The sequence below is a fragment of the Rhizobium sp. R339 genome (assembly GCF_002211395.1).
In the GTDB taxonomy this organism is placed as follows: Bacteria; Pseudomonadota; Alphaproteobacteria; order Rhizobiales; family Rhizobiaceae; genus Rhizobium.
The window spans coordinates 643,942-663,888 of the sequence record NZ_LOKV01000012.1; the positions used below are offsets into that span (position 1 = coordinate 643,942).

Genomic DNA, 19,947 nt, shown 5'->3' on the forward strand with positions numbered 1-19,947 from the left:
CCGTGAACAAGGCCGCAAAGACCGTCTTCGTCGCATCGAGGCTCCCCAAACGTGCCGGCGTGTCGGGATGGGTGGCAACACTTCCGCCGCGCACGCCGCGCCCGGCGCTGAGCGAAGCGATCAGCGCCGATGTCGCGATCATCGGCGGCGGCTTTGCCGGCCTGTCTGCGGCCCACCGCCTCTTCCGGCTCGATCCGACGCTGCGGCTTGCCATACTCGAAGCGGGCATCGTCGGCGAAGGCCCGGCCGGCGCCAATTCGGGTTTCATCATCGACCTGCCGCATGAGGTTTCCTCGGACGATTTCAGCGGCGAATCCGAAAGCACGTTCCGCGACTCCGTGCTGCTGCAGCGCTCGGCGATTGCGCTCGCCAGCGAACTGGCTGCCGAAAACGGCTGGGGGAAGGAGCTGTTCGATCCCTGCGGCCGCTACAGCATCGCGATGAGCGCCGAAGGCGACAAGCATCTCCATGCCTATTCGCAGCAGCTTGCGAAGATGGGAGAATCCCATCGCCTGCTCAAAGGCGCGGAGATCGAAGCCGTGACCGGATCGAAGGCCTTCACCTCGGCCCTGTTTTCGCCCGGCACCGTCATCATCCAGCCGGCCGCCTACATCAGAGGGGTGGCCGATTGCCTGAGGGAGCCCGTGCGGCTGTTCGAGCAGACGCCGGCTCTTTCCTTCGAGCGCTCCGGCGACGGCTGGCTGGTGAAGACGCCGAAGGGATCGGTGCGGGCGGGCAAGATCATCATGGCCAATAACGGCCATGCGGAAAGCTTCGGCTTCTTCCGTAGGCGCCTCCTCCATGTCTTCACCTATGCCTCTCTGACGGAGGAATTCGATCCGGGTCGGCTCGGCGGCGAAAGCAAGTGGGCGGCGACCCCGGCGCTGCCGATGGGAACGACGGTGCGCCGCATCAATACCGAGGGCGGCGACCGCATCCTCATACGCTCGCGCTACAGCTACAATCCCGGCATCGAGATCGGCGATGCCGATATCCGCAGCGCCGGCCGCCTGCATGACGGCAAGTTTTCTCATCGTTTCCCCACGCTCGCCGGCGTCGGCATGCAATACCGCTGGGGCGGCGCGATGGCGCTGACGCATAACCACGTGCCGGCCTTCGGAGAGATCGAGCGCGGTGTCTTCGCCGCCTGCGGCTGCAATGGGCTCGGCGCATCGAACTCGACTGCCGCCGGCATCGCGGCGGCCGAACGCGTGCTGGGTCACGATTCCGAACTCGGCCGGATCTACAGCCGCCTGGCGGCGCCGGTCTTGCTGCCGCCGCAGCCGCTGACGACGATCGGCGCGAAGATCCATCTCGCCTGGCGCGAATGGCGTGCGGGAGCGGAGTGACGCTGCACCGGCGTCAGGCCTACAAGACGTAAGCCACACTTACAGGAGGCCGGGCCGCAGCGATTTCCGTTTCCTAAGGCAGAGAATAGGCGCATGATCTGCTCGGCGGGGAAGGAGATCGCCATGGATAGGGCGATGGTGGAAAGACATTTGCAGCAGGCTCGCGAGCATGTCGCCGCGGGAGAAATGCATCTCGCTCGGCAGCGCCAAATCCTGACCGAGCTGACCAATCGTGGCGCCGACGTCACGGAGGCTAAGCGTCTTCTGATGAATTTCGAAGAGTCTCAGATCATGCACCTTGCTCACGTGGACAGGCTCAAAGCGGAACTTCTTGCGTGGCCACGAGGAGCAGCATGAGCCGGTTGCCGCGGCAGTCGGCAGAAAGGCTCGATGTGCCGCCGAAAGCGGGCGAAAGAACTATGCCTTGCCTGCCGCGTCGATAGCAGCCCGCAGGGCGGCTATCAGCCGCGGCATATCGACGGGTTTCGCACAGCAGCCGGTCGACACGAACCGGGCCGGTAACGCAGCTATGTCATAGCCAGTCGTGAATACGAAAGGGACATGACGCTCTAAGAGCCTGTCAGCGGCGGGATAAACCGGCGTGCCTTGCAAATTGACGTCCAGGACGGCTGCGTCAAGGACCTCGGACGAGGCGAGGAGCTCGATCGCACGCTCGAGAGTTTGCGCTGGCCCGATCACGATGGCTCCGGACTCCGCCAGCTCCTGGGATAGCTCCTCAGCAAGCATGAATTCGTCCTCGACGACGAGCACGCGACGTTCATGCAGTATCCCCTCAGCCATAGCTTTCGTCCTCGACCAGATTGGTGAGTGAAACGGGAAGCGCGATCGTGCAGTGGATGCCGTCCTGACCAAGAACGAAAGACGTCTTGGCATCGAGCTGGTAAGGCAGAGCTCGTTCGATCAGCTCGCGGCCCTGGCCACCCCCTTGCGGTTCGGAATCGGGCGGCGGCATCTTGACTTCGCTCTCGCGCCAGTCGACATGCAGCCACGGTTTTCCGCCTTCCCCCGTTTGTTCAACACGCCAGGTGATCGCTAAATGCGCCTGAGGTTGGCTGAGCGCTCCGTATTTGGCGGCGTTCGTGCCGAGCTCATGCATCGCCAACGCCATTGTCTGCACGGTCGTCGAGCGAAGCCTGACGCCTTCCGGCCCCTCCAAGGTGATACGGCTCATTTCGCCTTCCGGCGCGCCGTGGATCTTTAGCTCTGATCGGATGAGTTGATCGAAAGTGATGCGATCCCCCTCCTGCAGCCGCGATAGCAGGCTTTGCACCCGCGCCAGGACGTCCAGGCGGTCGCGGAACCTCTCGTGGAAGTCTGCCAGATCGGTGCTGGTGCGCATGGTCTTGTCGGCCATCGACCGGACCACGGCCATCAGGTTGCGCGTGCGGTGCTGAAGCTCGGCAACGAGGACTTTCATCCGGTCGGCGGAGGCCTTTTCATCGGTGATATCACGGCCGATGCCTCCAATCTGCTTGACGTTTCCTTCCTCGCCGAACAGCGGGAAATCTGCATTTCTGAGCCAGCGAATTTCGTGATCCGAGGCGCGCCTGATGCGGTACTCAAATTCCACGCGCTCGCCGTTTCGCACGCGCCCGATCTCCGAGAGCGCCTGTTCGCGATCTTCGGGAATGATCAATTCTGCCCAGCTGCGGAAATTATTGCCCGTCATGGCCTGCTCGCGATCGACGCCGTAAATGGTTTCGAAGGCCGGCGTCAGATAGACCCATTGCAAGGTTTCCGCGTCGCGAATCCACAATACGTCGGAAGAGGCTTCCCCGAAGAGCCGGAACTGCTCCTCGCCCTGCCGCAACGCCGCTTGCGCTTGTTTGCGAGCCGAAATGTCTATGCAGAACTCGGCAACGGTTCCGTCGCCGAGGTCGCGGCCGGCAAAGAGCATCCAACGGCGCGACCCGTCGGCGAGGAAATACTCCTTCTCATAGGGCCCGATCTTGCCGGTTTCTCTGAGGGCTTCCATCTGCGCCTGGCTTTCGGCGAGGTGTTCCGGCGGGGTCAGCCGCCGCCAATGCAGCTCGCCGCGCGCCATTTGTGAGCGGGTGTAACCGGACATCTTCAAGAAGACTTCGTTGGCGTCGAAGATGACGCCCTCTTCATTCAGGAAAATCACCCCGACGGCATCCGTCTCCAGAACGCGCTGCAGGCGCTCCTCGCTACGCCGAAGCGCAACTTCAGCCTCATAGGTGGCCGTCAGGTCCGTGAAGGTGACGACGGCGCCGCTGATATAGTTGTCGACACTGCGATAAGGCAGTGCGCGTGCGGCGTAGTGCTTTTTGTTGGCCGGATCGCTGACCTTTCGGTCGACGGGCACTAAGGTTCTAAGGACGAGGCGAACGTCGTCCAGGAGTTCCGGATAGGCGACGCGTGATACGACATGGTCGAGCGGCCGACCGACATCCGTGTCGAGCAGATGGAATATTTCGGTCGCCGCTGGCGTGAAACTCCTGACGCGCAGATCGTTGTCGAGGAAAACGGTGGCGATCTGGGTCGCCTCGAGGAGGTTCTTCAAGTCGGAATTGGTGCGGTCAAGTTCGGTAACGCGATGAGCAAGCTCGCCGTTGACCGTCTGCAGTTCCTCGTTGACCGACTGCAGCTCTTCCTTCGAGGTTTCCATCTCTTCATTGGCCGACTGCAGCTCTTCGTTGATCGACTGATATTCCTCATTGGAGGATTTCAGCTCCTCATTTGTCGATTCGAGTTCCTCGATCGTCGCCTGTAGCCGGTCACGCGTCACGCGCAGATCCGTCTCAAGCCGCTGGACATGTTCTTCGCTTGTCAGCCTTCCGCCATCGGGCGCCGTTCCTTCGGCGACCTGCCCCGCGTCCTGGAAGAGCACGATCAACGAAGTGACGTCGCCGGTGCCGAGCGGTTCGACGATTATGTTGACGGCGTAGGTGCGATCGTCCTGCCGCAGCAGCACCCGCGGCACCTCGATCTTGATTGCTTCCGTCGTCGCGCGCTGCAGGGCGGAACGCATGTCGAGCCGGAGATCGCGATGGGCAAGGCTCAGGAGGTTGAGCGTGGCCGTGCCCGATGCCGGTTCGAGATAACGGCCGGTGCGTCCGGAGAAATGCAGCACGTCATAATGCGAATCGACGACGACATAGGCCGGAGCGAAGCGCTCGGCGACGACTTCGGCCTGCCGGCTGATCGTTGCCGACAGCCGGCCGGTCTGCAACGTAGGAACCGGTGCTGCAAGCGGATTGTCGGGGCTGCGCGGACGCGGACTGAGCGGGAAATCCGGGATGATGCGCGTCGCCGTTTCCAGCCTTCGAAACAGGCGGTTTTTACGGTCGACCGGTGCAAAGAGCTTGCCGTGGCGGGTGACGTTTTCCGAAGAGCCGAGAAAGAGAATGCCGCTTGGCCTGAGCGCGAAGTGGAAGATGGGTATCACTCTGTTTTGCAGCTCGCTGTCGAGATAGATCAGCAGGTTCCTGCACGACAGGATGTCGATGCGAGAAAACGGCGCATCCTTGACGATGTTGTGCGGGGAAAAGATACACATCTCCCGCAATTCCTTGACGACGCAATAGGTGTCGCCCTCCCGCACGAACCAGCGGGCCAGCCGCTCGGGCTGGACCTGCGAGGTTATCGCAGCGGAGTAACGGCCGGCGCGCGCGATCCCGAGCGCGCGGGCGTCGAGATCCGTCGCGAATATCTGGACATCGGGCGGATAGTCCATGGTGGCCATGTGCTCGCGCAGCAGCATGGCGATCGAGTAGGCCTCCTCGCCGGTGGCGCAGCCGAGCACCCATACGCGCAGTTGATCGCCGGGCTCCTTGCCCTGGAACAGTCTTGGAATCTCACGCTCGAGCGCTTCGAACTCGGCCGGATCCCTGAAGAATTGCGTCACGCCGATCAGCAGGTCCTGAAACAGGTTTTGGACCTCGTCCCGGCTGGCGCGCAGCCGTTCGATATATCCGTCTATGCTGCCGATCTGCAGCACCTGCATTCGCCGCTGGACGCGCCGCGTGAAGGTCCCGCGCTTATATCCGTGGAAGTCATGGCTCGTGACATTGCGAAGAACCGTGGCAATCTGCGTAATCTGTGCCTCGATGGCGCTCGGCGGCTCGTAGTCCAGGCCTGCGTCTTCCTCCTCGGCGACATTGGCGGCATAAAGCGCGATCTGCGTCGCAATGCCCTGCGCCGGCAGGCGCAAGTCAGCGATCGCCAAGGTCCCTCCGCCTTCCTCGGGGGTTCCATCTTCGCTTTCGCCAATCTCGACGATCGACAGGCCGCCAAACTTCTTGGTGGCCGCCACCCCCGCCGTGCCGTCGTTTTCGAGCCCGGCCAGAACCAAGGCGATCGCGCGCTCATGGGCATGTTCGGCCAGTGAGATCAGCATGGTGTCGACCGTGCCGCGATGGCCGATCGGCTCCGAGGCTGGCCGTATGCGGATGTGACCATCTTCCAGCGTCATCATATCGTCGGTGCCGCCGATGTAGATATGATTGGGGAGAATCCGCTCCCCATCGACTGCGACCGTTACTGCCAGTCGCTCCTGCCGCTTCAGCGCGTCAAGCACGGCCGCGGCGTCGAGCCCCTCCTGCTGGCGCACCACGACGAGGTAGGATGCGCCGAGACTTACGCCAATTTCCGCGAATATCTGCTCCAGCGAAGGGAGTGACTGGGCGCAGGCCGCAATGCCGACGATCACGACCGGCTGTTCGCGTTGATCCCGTTCAGGCGTGTTTGCCTGTTGCTCAATGTCTTCCCGTTCGTCGTATGCCATCGTCGATCCATGCCTCTGTTGCGCCGACCTTAAACGTTCGGCGCGCCAGAAGGATACAACTTTATCAGAGATCCTGGAAACGGGACGTGCGACCGAACCGCAGAGACGTCAGGGCAGCGTCGCGCAGGGTCGCGGCGTATTGCCGGTATTCCACAGCCCTTGCCTCGTAAAGTTCGGCGACGGCGGTGCGACCCGTGTCGCGGGCGTCCCGTGCCATGCGCTCGACCAGCGTCACCCGCTCCTCCATAACTCTCATGGCTATCCGGATGGCATCGTCAACCTCATCTATTTGGGAAGCGAGCGCGTCGGCAGTGTAAGCGTGGCCAATCTGACACCGAAATCGCAGCGGGCTCGAACCCCGGATCTCGGAAAGCACGCCGTGACAGTCGGGGCAGCTTAGGGCGGTGGGAGCGGCGATCTTACTAAGATTGGCGCTGCCAAGGCGCGCGCCGGCCGCAATCTCGACTTCCAGCCGCAGACCCTCCGACGGCGAAACGCGATGCGGTGGCGCATCGCTTCCGGCGATGTCGGTCAGAAGTCTGCCGAGATCGGCTGCCGGAGCTACGTGATCGACTTCGACAGCTTCAAGCGCCGCCAAGGGCATCTGATCCGCCTCGGCATCGAGTGGGTGCTGCACCACCGTCATCCCGCCACTGGCTTTGATCGCATGCAATCCCGCCGCTCCGTCGTTCAGCATCCCGGTCAGGACAAGACCCACGACGCGCGGGCCGAATGACAGCGCAGCCGAACGGAACATCGGATCGATCGATGGGCGGACCATGTTTTCCCGGGGGCCGGCGCCGAACTTGATCGTCTCGCCCATCAGCAGCAGGTGGCGATCGGGTGCGGCGACGTAGATGCGGCCCCGCTCGATCGGCTGGCCGTCTACCGCCTGCGTCACCGGGAGCTTGGATTTGGCCGCGAGGATTTCCGGCAGATAACCAGGTGAGTTTGCAGGAATGTGGGTGCTGACGAATACGCTGGCCGGAAGCTCGGCGGGTAAATCAGCAACCAGCGTCCGAAGGACAGCGCCACTCCCCGCCGATCCGCCGATGGCGATAATATCTCGTTTGGCGCTCGAAGACATCGTCTTTTCCCTTTCATGATCAAGCTCAACAGTCGCTGAGCCCTCATGGTTCCGCATAGCGCCCGATAAGTCTGTGCGAAGCGGCATAGACCGCGGAGGCCTAATGCTCCGGGCCAAGTCGCGGCGAGCGGACCACGGCAAATGAACGGCTACCGGCAGCTGTGAAGCGAGGCGATCAATTCGGCCGTTCCAAACCACTTGCCGGGCCGAAGAGAGCCAAGGCGATGGTTGCGAGTTCCGTTGGCTTTTCGCAGAGCGCGAAGCCCTTATACTTGGTGGGGATATGGGAAGGATCGTAACCGGTGGCAAAGACGAAGTTGATTTTTCGGTCCTCCAGTTCATCGGAGACGGCAAACACCAGCTCGTCGCCGAGGTAGACGTCGAGGATCGCCGCGTCGATATGCTCCCGTTCGATCAGGTCAAGCGCGCGGCCGACGTTCGCAGCCGGGCCGATGACGGTCGCGCCGAATTCCTCCAGTTTTCTGCGGGTCTCATCAGCGAGGAAATATTCGTCCTCCACGATTAGGATGCGCTTCCCGAAGAAGAGTTTCGTGTAATGACTCTTTTCCACTGAAAACCTTTCCGACCCGATAGCCGATGAGTTACCCGGATAGACCAGGATGTTGCCGTGCCGGCAGGTCGGCAAGCACCATGAGCAGTTCTTGCTCATCGCAGGGCTTGTTGAGACAAGGCATGATCTGGAATGGTGAAGGCATGGAATGGCAGTCGTAACCCGTTACGAAAACGAATGGGATCTCTCGCTCCAAGAGCGTCTCTGCCACCGGATAGGCCATCTCTCCGCGCAGGTTGATGTCGAGAATCGCCCCGTCAAGCTCCTGCTTGCGCTTGGAGACGAGCTCCAAAGCGCCGGCGATGGTGGACACAGGTCCGGCGACTTGTGCCCCTGCGTCCTCCAGCGCCGCCATCATGCTGGAAGCTGCGAGATATTCGTCTTCGACGATGAGGTAGAAGCGCCCCGCGAGCGCTGCCGGGATGTGCATGATCCAGCTCCTTCGCGTCCCCGAACTCGCGCCGGCGACGAAAGTTGCGCCTTGAAAGGATTATGGCCGTCACCACGTTCTGGCTGTTCTCATCGCAGACGTTTGTTGGCGTCCTCGTTGCGCAGCTTTCGGGAATTCGAAAGTATGAGGTTGATCGACGATATTCCTCTCCGGCTCCTTCGTCGCGCTCAACGAGAAGCCCATAAGCCGCTCGTACTCCGCTTCCGGGATGCCGTAGGATCCATGAGCCTTGCTGATGAGCCCGGGCCGGTCGATGATGATGACCTTTCCCCGGACGGACCGGATCAGCCTTTCGCCCTCCAGGACATGAAGCGCGCCGGTGACTCCGGAACGCCTTACACCCAGCATGAAAGACATATATTCGTGGGTGAGATTGAGGACCTGACTGTCTGTTCGATCATGCAGCATCACGAACCAGCGCGCCAGTCTCTGCTCGATGGAATATCGCCCGTTGGCCAGGGCGGTGTAGCTGATCTGGATTCCGAGCGCTCGCGAAAAGGAATGTGCAAGTGAGCGCAGTTGCGGGGCTCTGTGCGTGAGGCGCAGGAAGCTGTCGATGTCGATCTGTTTAGCGGATCCTTCAATCTGTACCATGAGATTGTAAGGCGTCCGCCAATCGCCCTCCAACAGCCCGGCACCGGTCACGCCTTCACGCCCGATCAGGCCGGCCTCGACCTGCCTGCCGTCAAGAGACGAGGCGACAAGAGAAACAACGCCGCTTTCGATGAAGGACACGGTCGTTATGTCTGAAAACTGCTGCTCCAGGATTTCGCCCTGGACCAGGCGAACCGGTTTCAGATGCGGCCGGATGATCTCGCTTTCGCGGCGGGAAAGCCTCGAGAGGATCATATTCTTTTGACTGCCGGCGGCCCTTTCGATCGAGCGTCGGCAGTCGGAAAGCGCGTTGAAAATCGCGCCGTCGTCCAACGGCTTTTCAACGAAGATCCGATCGGCAAACCGGGGAGGAACAACGTCTCGGCTGTAGCCGGTTGCAAAAAAGAAGGGGATCTTGCGCCTTGATAGCTCGTCGGCGACCGGAAATACCATGGTTCCCGCGAGATTAATATCCAGAATGGCGACGTCGATCCGCGGAAATTCGTCGATATATCTCAGCGCCTGCTCGACGTTAGGGGCGGGGCCAGCCACCTTGACGCCGATTTCGCTCAGTTTCGAAGCGAGATCACTCGCCAGGACGTAGTCATCCTCGACGACCAGGACAACCCTTTCCGCAGGTTTGTCAAAAGCCCTGTTCATGCGGATTTGTCTCCGATGCCACGTCGATTATACTGGAAACGGTCGTGTTGCGCACCTGTTCCAAATAGCCCCACAACCGGCAGCCGACGGAGGGTCGCCGAAAGCCTCTGCAAGTTGGCCAACGCAGCGAATGAGGCCTGACCGCCCTGTTCTAAATTAAAGAGTTAGAGCATGATGTCGTCCGAAAACCGCTCACACTTTTCGGCATCATGCTCTAAAAAGTAAGCTGCACCTTACAGGCAGCCGTGCGGTCGCCGGCGAGTGTGAAGGCTGCGTTCGCCTCTTCCAGCGGCAGGCTGTGGCTGATGATCGGCCGGACGTCGATCTCGCGGCTCGATATCAGCTTGACGGCGGTGGCGAATTCCTCGTGGAAGCGCTGCGTGCCGTGAATATGCAGCTCCTTGCCGACGATGGCGTTGAGCGGGACCGGGATCTCGCCGGTGACGCCGACCTGGACGATCGTGCCGCGCGGCCGGATGGCGGCGATGGCGCTGCGGATGGCGGGTGCGGCGGCCGAGCATTCGAAGACGAGATCGAAATAGCCCTTGCCCGCCTCGAATTCGGCGAGCGCTGCCGCATTGCGGGACACATTGATCGTGCGGCTGGCGCCCATCGCCTTTGCCCGCTCCAGCGCCGCATCGGCGAGATCGGTCACGACGATTTCGGCCGCGCCGTGATGGCGGGCGGCGGCAACCATCAGGCAGCCGATCGGGCCGGCGCCGGTGATGAGCACGCGTTTGCCCGATATCTCGCCGGCGCGCGAGGCCGCATGCAGGCAGATGGAGAGCGGCTCGCTGCAGGCCGCTTCCGCAGGCGTCGTCGCCGCTCCGACTTCGACGCACTGTTTGGCCGGCACGACCAGCCATTCCCGGAACATGCCCTGTTCATGCGGCAGCCGCATCGCGCTGCCCATGAAGCGCATGTCGAGGCAATGGATCGGCAATCCCTTGCCGCAATATTCGCATTGGCCGCAGGGCTGGCTCGGATTGACCGCGACCAGCGCGCCGGTCTTGAGATCGACCCCCTTGCCCGCCTGGCTCACCCTTCCAGAGGCCTCGTGGCCCGGTATGATCGGCTCGCGGACTCTCACCGGTCCGAAGCCGCCATCCTGGTAATAATGCAGGTCGGAGCCGCAGATGCCTGCGGCCGCCATTTTCAGAAGCACTTCGCCCGGACCGGGCGTCGGGACGGTATCGGTTTCGACCCTGAGATCGCCCTTCTGGTAAAGCCGTGCCAGACGCGTCTGCATCCTGCCCTCCTATCTCAGCAGCCCGAGCTGCTGCGGCAGCCAGAGCGATACGGCGGGAATGAAGGTGATCAGGATCAGCGCCAGGAAGAGCGGCACCAGCCAGGGCAGGATCGCCATGGTGGTGCGCTCGACCGAGAGTTTCGCCACGCGCGACAGGACGAAGAGCACCATGCCGAGCGGCGGGTGCAGCAGCCCGATCATCAGGTTCAGCGTCATGATCAGCCCGAACTGTACCGGATCGATGCCGAACCGCGCGACGATCGGCAGAAGGATCGGCACGAGGATGGTGATCGCCGCGATCGTATCCAGGAAGCAGCCGACGAAAAGCATCAGCAGGTTCACTAGGATCAGGAACACCCATTTGTTGTCGGTGATCGACAGGATCGCATCGGAGAGCAGCTGGGCGGCCTGGCTGACCGTCAACAGCCACGCGAAGACGGACGCCGCCGTGACGATGAAGAGCACGGAGGCCGTGGTCTCGATCGTATCGAAGCTTGCCTTGGCGAGCGTCGAGAGCGTCATCGTGCGGTAGCGCACGAGGCCGAGGAACAGCGACCAGAGCACGGCGGCGACCGCGGCCTCCGTCGGCGTAAACCAGCCCATCGTCATGCCGCCGATCAGGATCACAGGCGTCATCAGCGCCATGACGGCGGAAAAGCCGAAATACCAGTCCGCCGCCAGAAGTGCCAGCAGAGCGATGCCGGCAGCGGCATTCATCGACAGGCCGGCCCGCATCATCAGGTAGATCGCCACGGGCACCAGTAGGACGACGACGATTTCCATGCCCGCCGACAGGAGCTGCTTGATATCGAAAGGCGCGTCGGAGCCCCAGCGCTTCTTGTAGGCGAAGGCGGCAACGGTGACCATCATCAAGAGCGTCATGACGACGCCGGGCAGGATGCCGGCCATGAAGAGCGCGCCGATCGAGACATTGGCCATCATGCCGTAGATCACGAAGGGCAGGGACGGCGGGAAGATCGGCCCGAGCGTGGCAGACGCCGCCGTGACGCCAACGGCGGCCTCGACCGGATAGCCGTGGTCCTTCATCGCCTTGATCTCGATCGTGCCGATGCCGGCCGCATCGGCAAGTGCGGTGCCGGACATGCCGGAGAAGATCACCGAGCCGATGATGTTGACCTGCGCCAGCCCACCCTTCATCCAGCCGACGAGGGCGACGGCGAAGGAATAGATGCGGCCGGTGACGCCGGCCGAATTCATGAGGTTGCCGGCCAGGATGAAGAAGGGCACGGCGAGCAGCGGAAAGCTTTCGACGCCGGCGATCATGCGCTGGGCGACGATGATGTCGGGCGCCACGTCGTAAAGCACGATATAAAGCACGGAGGCGACGGCCATCGAAATGGCGACGGGCACGCCGACAAGCATCAGCAGCAGAAACGAACCAAGCAGCAACAGCATCGGATCAACCCTCGACGGTCTGGAATTCTTCGGGCCGCTCCAGGACGGAGTAGCCGCGGCGCATATTGGCGATGAAGACGATGACCGCGCGGATCAGCATCAGCACGAAGGCAACAAGGACGGAATAGAAGACGATGTTGCGCGGCAGCTCGACGGTGACCATCTGCTCGTCGGCGACGATCTCGACGTAGCGCCACATCAGATAGCAGCCATAGGCGAAGAAGCCGATGCGGACGATATCGACGAAGGTCGCGAGCACACGGGCCAGACCCGCCGGCATGTAGTGATAGAACACGTCCACCTGAATGTGCCGCGACATGCGCACGCACATGGCGGAGCCGAGAAAGACGACGCCGATCAGGCAGTTGATCGCGATCTCCTCGGTCCAGGCGTAGCTGTCGTTCAGCACATAGCGGGTGAAGAACTGCAGGAAGACGCAAGCTGTCATCAGCCAGAAGACGATCAGCGTGATCCAGTCCTCGATGCCGTAATCCGCGACATTGGCGGTCGGCGCGTGCCCTTCGAATTCGTGGCCGATTTCCTCGGCCGTGATCGGCGTGTGAATTTCTTGCGACATGATCGGCCTTGTTCCTGTTGGGGAAGGAGGGCGCGGCGTGTGGGCGGCGCCTTTTTGTACTGCTGAGCTCGCTCCTCGCTCGCCGTCATCCTCGGCCTTGTGCCGAGGATCTGCTGCCCTATCGAACGGAGGCAGATCCTCGGCACAAGGCCGAGGATGACGAAAGAGAGGTTGGCGGTCTTTGCCAGCAATCTAGAGGACGCGACGCCGAAACGCCGCGCCCCGGGGCTCTTACTGGATCGCCCGGATCGCTTCCCAATCGGCCTTCTCGTAGCCGAAGTCCTCGAACTTCACCTTTTCCATCACGTTCTTCTCGAAGTCGGCCTTATCGACGTCGGTGACGTTGATGCCCTTCTCCTTGAAGGTGGCGACGAGGCTGTTTTCCTTGCCGGCGATCGTCTTGGTGGTGCGCTCGGCGGCCTGCTGCATCACTTCGCCGAAGATCTTCTTGTCCTCGTCGGAGAGCTTTGCCCACAGCTGCTTGGAAACAACCGTGTTCAGGTGATCGACGATATGGCCCGTGAGGATGATGTTCTTCTGGACTTCGAAGAACTTCTTCGCCTCGATCGTCGTCAGCGGGTTTTCCTGCGCCTCGACCGTGCCGTTCTGCAAGGCGAGATAGACTTCGGCGAAGGCGATCGGCGTCGTGTTGGCGCCGCAGGCGCGCGGCATGGCGAGATAGGCCGGCACGTCGGGCACGCGGATCTTCAGGCCCTCCATGTCGGCGCATTTGGCGATCGGCTTGTTGGAAGTCGTGTGGCGCGTGCCGTAATAGCTGACGGCGGCGATGTGGTTGCCGGTCTTGTCCTCATAGCCCTTGGCGAGGCGCTGGAAAACGTCGCTCTTGGTGTAGGCGATCAGGTGATCCGGGCTGCGGAAGATATAGGGGAAGTAAGTCACGCCGATCGGCTTGTAGTCGCGCGCCGCAAAGCTCGAACCCGAGATGATGATGTCGACCGTGCCGAGCTTGAGGCCCTGGTTGATATCGGCTTCCTTGCCGAGCTGCGAGGCCGGATAGACATCGATCTTGTAGCGCCCGTCGGTGCGCTTGGCGATCTCTTCGGCGGCCCAGACGGAATCCGTGTGGAAAGGCTCCGAGGTTTCGTAGACATGCGCCCATTTCAACACCGTCTGGGCGTGTGCGACCGCAGTCGTCGCCATGATCGCGGCTGCGGTGCAAAGTATCGTTGCGAGTCTCATCTTCATTGCTTGCTCCTCCCGAGCTCGGGTTTAAGTCTTGTTGGCTCCTTTCGCGGCCGCCTTGTCGCGGCCGCGCTCCTCTTCTCCCGAAAACTCCTCCCCGAAGCTCTCGGAAAATCTCTTCTGCGATAAGGTCAGATGGGCGCGCATCGCAGCTTTCGCGCCCGCCGCATCGCCGGATGCGATCGCATCGCGGATGGCGCGATGCTCATCCACGGCTTTGCGCCATGTCGTCGGCCCCTCAAAGTGGCTCGCAAGCTTTTCGAAATAAGGGGTCATGCGCATGTCGAACATCTCGCCCGTCACGCGGATCAGCGTCGCATTGCCGACGATGGCGGCAATGCCGGTATGGAAGGCGCGGTCGGCGGCGAGCACGGTCGCGGCATCGTTGACGCCGCCGCTCATGCGCATCAGCGCCTCGTCGAGCACGTCGATATCTTCGGGCCTGGCGCGACCGGCCGCTTCCTCGGCGATGGCGCATTCGATGATGGCGCGCGCCTGCAGCAGCTCGAAAGGTCCCTCCACCGGCTCGCTTTCGCTTGCAGCCATGCTGACGGCATGCCGGCGCACGACGTAGATGCCGGAGCCCATGCGGATGTTGACCAGTCCTTCGACCTCGAGAACGATCAGCGCCTCGCGCACCGTCGGGCGCGATACGGACAATTGCTCGGCGAGCTCGCGCTCGGCCGGCAGCTTCTGGCCGACGACGAGCTCGCCGCCTGATATCATCGATCGAATCTGATCCGCGACCTGCCTGTAGAGGCGGCGCGATTCAACAGGCGAAAACATTCTGGCCTCCCCGGCGGCTTCTCCTCAAGCGCGCAGCTGGTCAACTGGCCTGACCAATTAACCAACAGGTATCACCGCTCGGGTTGTGCGTCAATCCGCCACATGAAACTCAGACAGGCGTATCGACGCCATAGGTGGTGCCGAGCGCCTGGAAGGCGCCGACCGTCGCCGGGTCGAGTTCCACGCCGTCTCTTTCGCGCTGCGCGGCGATGGCCCATTCCCGGTCGCCGGGCGCCATCACCGTAAAGCCCTCGCGCGCCGGAGAGCTGCGCAGCGTGTCGAGGTAGCGCTTCATGGCGACATCGAAGATGTCGATGTCGAGAAAGGCGCCGGGCTTCAGCGCGATGACGAAAGCGCCGAGGCCGCGCGGTGTCGAGAAATCAGGCCCCGGCATCGGCGCGATGTCGAAGCTCAGCCGCATACCGGTCAGCACCGCGCTCAGGATTTCCGACATGCCGGCAAGCCCGGCGCCCTTGAAGCCGAACTCGCCGCCGAGCGGCGCCAGCATATCCGCCACGTCAGGGTCTCTGGTGTCGTGGCCCCGCTCGTCGGAGGCGACGCCGGCCGGCAGTTCCCGGCCGAGGCTTCGATAAAGCTGCACGCGGTTATAGGGCACGGCACTCGTCGCCATGTCGAAGAGCCAGGGGTCCTGCCCCCTGACCGGCACGGCGCAGGCGATCGGATTGGTGCCGTGAAAGCGCATCGCCCCGTCATGCAGGCGCACGAAGCTGTCGGAATTGCAGAAGGCAAAGCCGATAAAGCCGCGGTCGGCAGCATCGATCGCATAGGCGCCGGCCGGGCCGAAATGCGATGAGTTTCGAACCGCGACCGCGCCGATGCCGAACTCACCGGCAAGACGCGTGGCATGATCCATGGCCGTGTAGGTCGCGAGCGCCCCATGGGCATTGTCGGCGTCGAGCGAGGCGACGGCCCCGAAGGCACTGGCGAGCGCCAGCCTGGGGCGCGGATTGAGCCGGCCCTCGACCAGTCCCTTCACATAATGGGACAGCAGCCGTACGCCATGGCTGTCGATGCCGTGGCGGGTGCCGTGCATCATCGCCCGGGTCGCGGCCTCCGCAGTCGGCCGGTCTGCGCCTGCCGCGATCAGGATCTGCCTGCAAAAATCCGCGATCGCCGCAAGCGGGATCGCGGGGCTGGACGGTGTAGTGCTGTCGGTCGCCATGTTGCGTGGTCCATTTCCGGTGACGATTTCAGAAGTAGTAGCCAAGCGCCTGCCGCGCGTAAATGCCGGCATGGGGAAGCGCTGGCGGTCGCGGAAGAGGCGGGAACCTTCGCTAATCTTCCGGGTTGGGTGGTCCTGATATCGGGAGCATGAGAATGAATTATATCTGGCTTTTTGCCGTGGCGGGAGGCGCAGCCCTTCTTGGATTCGCACTAGCCTTCGGGATGATCAAGCAGGATGGAAAGCGGTCTGTCGCCGCGATTGCCGGCGCCTTCATCGTTGCCATCGGCGCGCTGGGACTTGGCGTCTATGTCAGCAAGGAACCCACGGCCCCGATGCGCGCTTCCGATCGGGAAGGATCGCAAAACGCGCTTCCCGGTGCCGCGACGACGAGAGAGGATCTGCCGGGTCAGTGACACGGCGACCGGCAGGAATGGCAGGCTGTCGGATACGCGGGATGGCGCGTGCAGGCACTTATCCAATTGGCTTAGCGGTACATGGCCAGAGGCCGGCGGCTGGTTTGCGGCCAGTCGTGGCCGGTTATACCGGGGACGTTGTAGGCGTCCGCTGCGAAGGCTTCGAGCGAAGCGCGATTGCGGATGATCACCAGGCCGCGGGTGGAATAGATGAGATGCTGGCCTTCGAGGACATGCAGGGCATCGGTGACGCTGGAGCGGCGTACGCCGAGCATGCTCGCCATATATTCGTGGGTGATTTCGATCTCCTGTCCTTCCAGCCGGTCGTGGCACATCAGGATCCACTTCGCCAACCGGACATCGATCTTGTGAACGGCGTTGGAAAGCGCGGTGCTGGCGACCTGGGTGAAGAAGGTATGGAGAAAGCGCGAAAGCAGCCGGCGGACGGCGGGCCGCTCGTCCAGGAAACCTGCCAGGGCGCCGGCTTCCACACGGCGGCCGTGACCGCCGACTTGCATCATCACATCGAACGAAAATCGCTCAGCATCCACAGTCAGCGCCGGCGGCGACATTCCGTCCCTGCCGAGCACGCCGACCTCGGCCTTCCTGCCCTCGGGGCTCGTCGCCACCATGGAGGCGATGCCGTTTTCCAGGAAATAATAATGGCTGACCGGCATGCCCAGATGGACGAGCTCGAAATCGCGCGGAAGAGGAAGCGGTTCCAGTATGCGTTCCAGAGCCAGAAGCTCCGGATCCGCCAGCTGCGACAGGATGAGATTGTCGCTTTCGAAAGCGCGCATCGCTCTGCTCTTTGTTTGGCAAGAGAACACCGTGTCCAGCCGCCAGCGTCATAGTCCGCTCGGCCGCAGGAAAATCATGAATTGGAGACGGCTGATCGCAAGGCGCTCCGACCTAAACACGATGGGCCGACAAAAGGTTCCGTGACGAGTTTTGTGCGTAACCGCACATCGCAGTGCAAATGCTTTAGCAAGTGCTAATGTCATTGACGGCAGTTCGAGGGCGCACTGGCATGGATCAATATCCTCTTTCAAACGAGGAAACGGAAATCTATCGGCACATCGTCGAGAGTGCTGCGGACTATGCCATTTTTGCGATGGATCGCCATGGCACCATCCTCACCTGGAGCGCCGGCGCCGCGAAACTTTTCGGCTATCCGGCCGCCGAAATCATCGGCCAGAACGGCAGCCTCCTCTTCTCGTTCGAGGATCAGCTCGCCGGCGTCCTGCTCAGGGAAATCCGGCTGGCACTCACCGCCGGCCGGGCCGGCGACGATCGCTGGCACGTCAGAAAGGACGGCAGCTCCTTCTGGGCTTCGGGGCTGATGATGCCGCTGCGCAACAATGCGGGCGAGATCTACGGCCTGATGAAGATCGTCCGTGACCGGACGCAAAGGCTTCATGCGGAGGAGGCCTTGCGCGCCAGCGAAGAGCGGCTTCAGCTGATCCTCAAGAGCGCGATCGACTATGCGATTTTTGCTTTCGATCGAGATGGACTTGTTATTAGCTGGAACACCGGAGCCTGCCGCATCTTCGGTTACGAGGAAGCTGAGATCCTCGGCCGCGACGCACGCATTCTCTTTCTCCCCGAAGACCGCGAAGAGGGCGTGCCGGAACGCGAAATGAAAACGGCCTTCGAACGCGGCCGAGCGGAGAACGAACGGTTTCACCTGCGCAAGGACGGGTCGACATTCTGGGGCAGCGGCCTGACCATGCCGCTGCGTGCCCAGCGTGCCGGCTATCTCAAGGTGCTGCGGGACGAGACGGAACGTCATTGCGCCGACGAGCACCAGGAAATCATGCTCCGCGAGATGAGCCATCGCGTTAAGAACAGCCTTTCTCTGGTTGCGGCCATGCTCGCCATGCAGGCCCGCTCGGCCAAACAGGAGGAAGTCGGACAGGCCCTTCGCGACGCCGAGGCGAGGGTCGGAACCATTGCTGAAGTGCACGACCAATTGTGGCGCCAGCCGCATACCGAAACGGTGGATCTGGCGGATTTCCTGTCGAGCCTCTGTCAGCGCCTGCAGCAATCGAGCTCCCGCCACACGCTGACGGTCGAGGCCGATCCATGCATGGTCGATGCCGATCGCGCCATCCAGATCGCGCTCCTCGTCAACGAGCTGGTGACCAATGCTTTCAAGCACGCCTATCCTGATATCTGCGGCGCCGTCACCGTCAGCGCCCGCAATCTTGGCGATGCGATCCGTCTCGAGGTGGCCGACGGCGGACGTGGCCTGCCCGCGGAGGTGCTGGCCTTCGAGAATGATGGAAAAAGCCTCGGAATGAAGATCGTGCGCGGGCTCGTGCAGCAGTTGAAGGCCGAGCTGCAAGTCGAGGATCGCCTGCCCGGCGCCGGCTTCGTGATCCGGCTGCCGCGAGAGAGCTGACGGCTTCTGCCGAGGAAGTCGTAAATCTTCTCCGTTCCTGCCTTCTTTGACATCCCGTATTTTCTTTTGTCGCGGCGTTTGGTCAAAACCGCACAAAGCCTTTCACGAATATAGCTATGCCTGCCGATTTGGCGCATAAGCTGACCATTACCGTGATCACGGAGACTGTCGGTATGAGCGCGGGCTCCCTCCCGCAGGAGACAGTCAATGGCCGCACTGGGTCAGCGCGATGTTCATAACCTGCTGTTGAGAGCCCTTCCTGCTAGGGCCTTCGACATGCTCATCGCTGACGCCGAAACCATCGACCTGCCTGTCAAACACGTCCTGGTCGAAGCCGATCAGGTGAACGAGCATGTCTGCTTCATTGAGAGCGGCCTTGCATCGATGGTGGCATCGAATGGCGAGGACGAGTCGGTCGAAGTCGGCCATATCGGCTATGAGGGCATAACGGGATCGCATGTGGTCCTGAAGACGGATACGACGCCGAACCGGACCTTCATCCAGGTCGCCGGCGACGGCCTGCAGGTTTCCGTCGGAAATTTCAAACGCATGCTGGCGGAGTTTCCAGCCGCCAACGATCTGTTCCTCAACTATGTGCATTGCTGCGACATCCAGCTTGCGCAATCGGCGCTCGCCAACGGGCGCTACAACATGCATGAGCGCCTCGCCCGCTGGCTGCTGATGTGCCATGATCGGCTTGATGGTAACGACCTGCCGCTGACTCATGAATTCCTGGCGCTCATGCTCGGTGTGCGCCGCTCGGGCGTGACGAACGAGTTGCATGTCATCGAAGGGCTGAGAGTGATCAGGTCGACCCGCGCCAACGTCCGGATCCTCGACAGGGAGCGGCTGGAAGAGATCGCGGCCGGCAGCTACGGCATCCCGGAGCGGGAATACGAACGTCTGATCGGCCTGCCGATCCGACGGTCCTCTACACGGAACGCCTGAAGGTCTCGATGAAGGGAACGATCAGGATGAGGGTGCCTTCTTCGTCGCAGATGTGAATCTTTCTCGCCGATATGTCTCTTCCGGCAAGAATTGCTTCGCTCATGAGGGCTCTCGCATCCTGCACGGCTTCCTGCCTGGCATCCTCGATCGTCGCCAGCTCCGAACCTTCCAAATCAGGGACCATGCCGGCCTCTGAAACGACGTTGAAGTAAAATCGTGGCATCAGCCGCCCCATTATTGAAGAAACAATGCCATAAGTTGCGGTAATGTTCCCGGGAAAAGCCC

The 19,947-nt window shown here is 62.0% G+C and carries 19 protein-coding genes; 5 read left to right on the forward strand and 14 right to left on the reverse strand.

All coding sequences use genetic code 11. The annotated features are described in order from the left end of the window. The first annotated feature begins 2 nt into the window (after positions 1–2). Positions 3–1,349 (forward strand): FAD-binding oxidoreductase, encoded by a 1,347-nt coding sequence (locus ATY76_RS17105; RefSeq protein WP_088675905.1) that lies wholly within the window; start codon positions 3–5, stop codon positions 1,347–1,349. Positions 1,350–1,472: 123 nt separating this feature from the next. Continuing rightward, positions 1,473–1,706, forward strand: a complete 234-nt coding sequence (locus tag ATY76_RS17110; RefSeq protein WP_088676090.1) for a hypothetical protein — start codon at positions 1,473–1,475, stop codon at positions 1,704–1,706. A 60-nt stretch (positions 1,707–1,766) separates the two neighbouring features. Here ATY76_RS17110 and ATY76_RS17115 read toward each other — a convergent pair whose 3' ends face one another. The 12 genes from ATY76_RS17115 to ATY76_RS17170 form a co-directional block, all read right to left on the reverse strand. After that, positions 1,767–2,150, reverse strand: a complete 384-nt coding sequence (locus tag ATY76_RS17115) for a response regulator (RefSeq protein ID WP_088675906.1) — start codon at positions 2,148–2,150, stop codon at positions 1,767–1,769. Continuing rightward, positions 2,143–6,117: a CheR family methyltransferase gene (locus tag ATY76_RS17120; RefSeq protein WP_088675907.1), complete on the reverse strand. Its 3,975-nt coding sequence runs from the start codon at positions 6,115–6,117 to the stop codon at positions 2,143–2,145. The genes ATY76_RS17115 and ATY76_RS17120 overlap by 8 nt, the downstream gene beginning before the upstream one ends. A 64-nt stretch (positions 6,118–6,181) precedes the next feature. Beyond that, complete coding sequence (locus ATY76_RS17125; RefSeq protein ID WP_088675908.1) at positions 6,182–7,204, reverse strand: chemotaxis protein CheB; 1,023 nt, start codon at positions 7,202–7,204, stop codon at positions 6,182–6,184. Positions 7,205–7,379: 175 nt separating this feature from the next. Continuing rightward, positions 7,380–7,775, reverse strand: a complete 396-nt coding sequence (locus tag ATY76_RS17130) for a response regulator (protein ID WP_088675909.1) — start codon at positions 7,773–7,775, stop codon at positions 7,380–7,382. Between the two features lie 31 nt (positions 7,776–7,806). Continuing rightward, on the reverse strand, positions 7,807–8,205 hold the full coding sequence (locus ATY76_RS17135) for a response regulator (RefSeq protein WP_088675910.1): 399 nt from the start codon (positions 8,203–8,205) through the stop codon (positions 7,807–7,809). Positions 8,206–8,274: 69 nt separating this feature from the next. Further along, positions 8,275–9,480: a helix-turn-helix domain-containing protein gene (locus tag ATY76_RS17140; protein ID WP_088675911.1), complete on the reverse strand. Its 1,206-nt coding sequence runs from the start codon at positions 9,478–9,480 to the stop codon at positions 8,275–8,277. Between the two features lie 214 nt (positions 9,481–9,694). Beyond that, complete coding sequence (locus tag ATY76_RS17145; protein ID WP_088675912.1) at positions 9,695–10,729, reverse strand: L-idonate 5-dehydrogenase; 1,035 nt, start codon at positions 10,727–10,729, stop codon at positions 9,695–9,697. 9 nt (positions 10,730–10,738) lie between these two features. After that, positions 10,739–12,145 (reverse strand): TRAP transporter large permease, encoded by a 1,407-nt coding sequence (locus ATY76_RS17150; protein WP_088675913.1) that lies wholly within the window; start codon positions 12,143–12,145, stop codon positions 10,739–10,741. Between the two features lie 4 nt (positions 12,146–12,149). Beyond that, entirely contained in the window at positions 12,150–12,722 is a 573-nt protein-coding gene (locus tag ATY76_RS17155; RefSeq protein WP_088675914.1) for a TRAP transporter small permease, read from the reverse strand. 231 nt (positions 12,723–12,953) lie between these two features. Then, positions 12,954–13,928 carry a sialic acid TRAP transporter substrate-binding protein SiaP gene (locus tag ATY76_RS17160; protein ID WP_088675915.1) on the reverse strand — a complete coding sequence of 325 codons (975 nt, stop codon included), beginning with the start codon at positions 13,926–13,928 and terminating at the stop codon, positions 12,954–12,956. 24 nt (positions 13,929–13,952) lie between these two features. Beyond that, positions 13,953–14,711, reverse strand: a complete 759-nt coding sequence (locus tag ATY76_RS17165) for a FadR/GntR family transcriptional regulator (protein WP_088675916.1) — start codon at positions 14,709–14,711, stop codon at positions 13,953–13,955. A 109-nt stretch (positions 14,712–14,820) separates the two neighbouring features. Further along, positions 14,821–15,894, reverse strand: coding sequence for an Ldh family oxidoreductase (locus ATY76_RS17170; protein WP_088675917.1), 1,074 nt, complete (start codon positions 15,892–15,894; stop codon positions 14,821–14,823). Between the two features lie 155 nt (positions 15,895–16,049). On the opposite strand from ATY76_RS17170, the gene ATY76_RS17175 reads away from it, so the two are divergent. Beyond that, positions 16,050–16,310 carry a hypothetical protein gene (locus ATY76_RS17175; RefSeq protein ID WP_088675918.1) on the forward strand — a complete coding sequence of 87 codons (261 nt, stop codon included), beginning with the start codon at positions 16,050–16,052 and terminating at the stop codon, positions 16,308–16,310. 71 nt (positions 16,311–16,381) lie between these two features. Here the strand turns inward: ATY76_RS17175 and ATY76_RS17180 are convergent, their stop codons facing one another. Continuing rightward, the gene (locus ATY76_RS17180) at positions 16,382–17,110 is read right to left on the reverse strand and encodes a Crp/Fnr family transcriptional regulator (protein WP_088675919.1); all 729 of its coding nucleotides are present in this window, start codon (positions 17,108–17,110) and stop codon (positions 16,382–16,384) included. 230 nt (positions 17,111–17,340) lie between these two features. Here ATY76_RS17180 and ATY76_RS17185 point away from each other — a divergent pair, with 230 nt between their 5' ends. Further along, positions 17,341–18,714: a PAS domain S-box protein gene (locus ATY76_RS17185; protein ID WP_088675920.1), complete on the forward strand. Its 1,374-nt coding sequence runs from the start codon at positions 17,341–17,343 to the stop codon at positions 18,712–18,714. Between the two features lie 207 nt (positions 18,715–18,921). After that, the gene (locus tag ATY76_RS17190) at positions 18,922–19,662 is read left to right on the forward strand and encodes a Crp/Fnr family transcriptional regulator (protein WP_088675921.1); all 741 of its coding nucleotides are present in this window, start codon (positions 18,922–18,924) and stop codon (positions 19,660–19,662) included. On the opposite strand, the gene ATY76_RS17195 is transcribed toward ATY76_RS17190, so the two are convergent. After that, the gene (locus tag ATY76_RS17195; RefSeq protein ID WP_088676091.1) at positions 19,646–19,885 is read right to left on the reverse strand and encodes a hypothetical protein; all 240 of its coding nucleotides are present in this window, start codon (positions 19,883–19,885) and stop codon (positions 19,646–19,648) included. The two genes, ATY76_RS17190 and ATY76_RS17195, sit on opposite strands and share 17 nt — an antisense overlap. Positions 19,886–19,947 lie beyond the last annotated feature (62 nt).

Bases quoted from the DNA above. Each gene is read 5' to 3' on its own strand.
- ATY76_RS17135 (WP_088675910.1), bottom strand. From the start codon at position 8,205: ATGCACATCCCGGCAGCGCTCGCGGGGCGCTTCTACCTCATCGTCGAA.
- ATY76_RS17150 (WP_088675913.1), bottom strand. From the start codon at position 12,145: ATGCTGTTGCTGCTTGGTTCGTTTCTGCTGCTGATGCTTGTCGGCGTG.
- ATY76_RS17110 (WP_088676090.1), top strand. From the start codon at position 1,473: ATGGATAGGGCGATGGTGGAAAGACATTTGCAGCAGGCTCGCGAGCAT.
- ATY76_RS17165 (WP_088675916.1), bottom strand. From the start codon at position 14,711: ATGTTTTCGCCTGTTGAATCGCGCCGCCTCTACAGGCAGGTCGCGGAT.
- ATY76_RS17115 (WP_088675906.1), bottom strand. From the start codon at position 2,150: ATGGCTGAGGGGATACTGCATGAACGTCGCGTGCTCGTCGTCGAGGAC.
- ATY76_RS17170 (WP_088675917.1), bottom strand. From the start codon at position 15,894: ATGGCGACCGACAGCACTACACCGTCCAGCCCCGCGATCCCGCTTGCG.
- ATY76_RS17175 (WP_088675918.1), top strand. From the start codon at position 16,050: ATGAATTATATCTGGCTTTTTGCCGTGGCGGGAGGCGCAGCCCTTCTT.
- ATY76_RS17120 (WP_088675907.1), bottom strand. From the start codon at position 6,117: ATGGCATACGACGAACGGGAAGACATTGAGCAACAGGCAAACACGCCT.
- ATY76_RS17145 (WP_088675912.1), bottom strand. From the start codon at position 10,729: ATGCAGACGCGTCTGGCACGGCTTTACCAGAAGGGCGATCTCAGGGTC.
- ATY76_RS17180 (WP_088675919.1), bottom strand. From the start codon at position 17,110: ATGCGCGCTTTCGAAAGCGACAATCTCATCCTGTCGCAGCTGGCGGAT.
- ATY76_RS17125 (WP_088675908.1), bottom strand. From the start codon at position 7,204: ATGTCTTCGAGCGCCAAACGAGATATTATCGCCATCGGCGGATCGGCG.
- ATY76_RS17195 (WP_088676091.1), bottom strand. From the start codon at position 19,885: ATGCCACGATTTTACTTCAACGTCGTTTCAGAGGCCGGCATGGTCCCT.
- ATY76_RS17155 (WP_088675914.1), bottom strand. From the start codon at position 12,722: ATGTCGCAAGAAATTCACACGCCGATCACGGCCGAGGAAATCGGCCAC.
- ATY76_RS17160 (WP_088675915.1), bottom strand. From the start codon at position 13,928: ATGAAGATGAGACTCGCAACGATACTTTGCACCGCAGCCGCGATCATG.
- ATY76_RS17190 (WP_088675921.1), top strand. From the start codon at position 18,922: ATGGCCGCACTGGGTCAGCGCGATGTTCATAACCTGCTGTTGAGAGCC.
- ATY76_RS17185 (WP_088675920.1), top strand. From the start codon at position 17,341: ATGGATCAATATCCTCTTTCAAACGAGGAAACGGAAATCTATCGGCAC.
- ATY76_RS17140 (WP_088675911.1), bottom strand. From the start codon at position 9,480: ATGAACAGGGCTTTTGACAAACCTGCGGAAAGGGTTGTCCTGGTCGTC.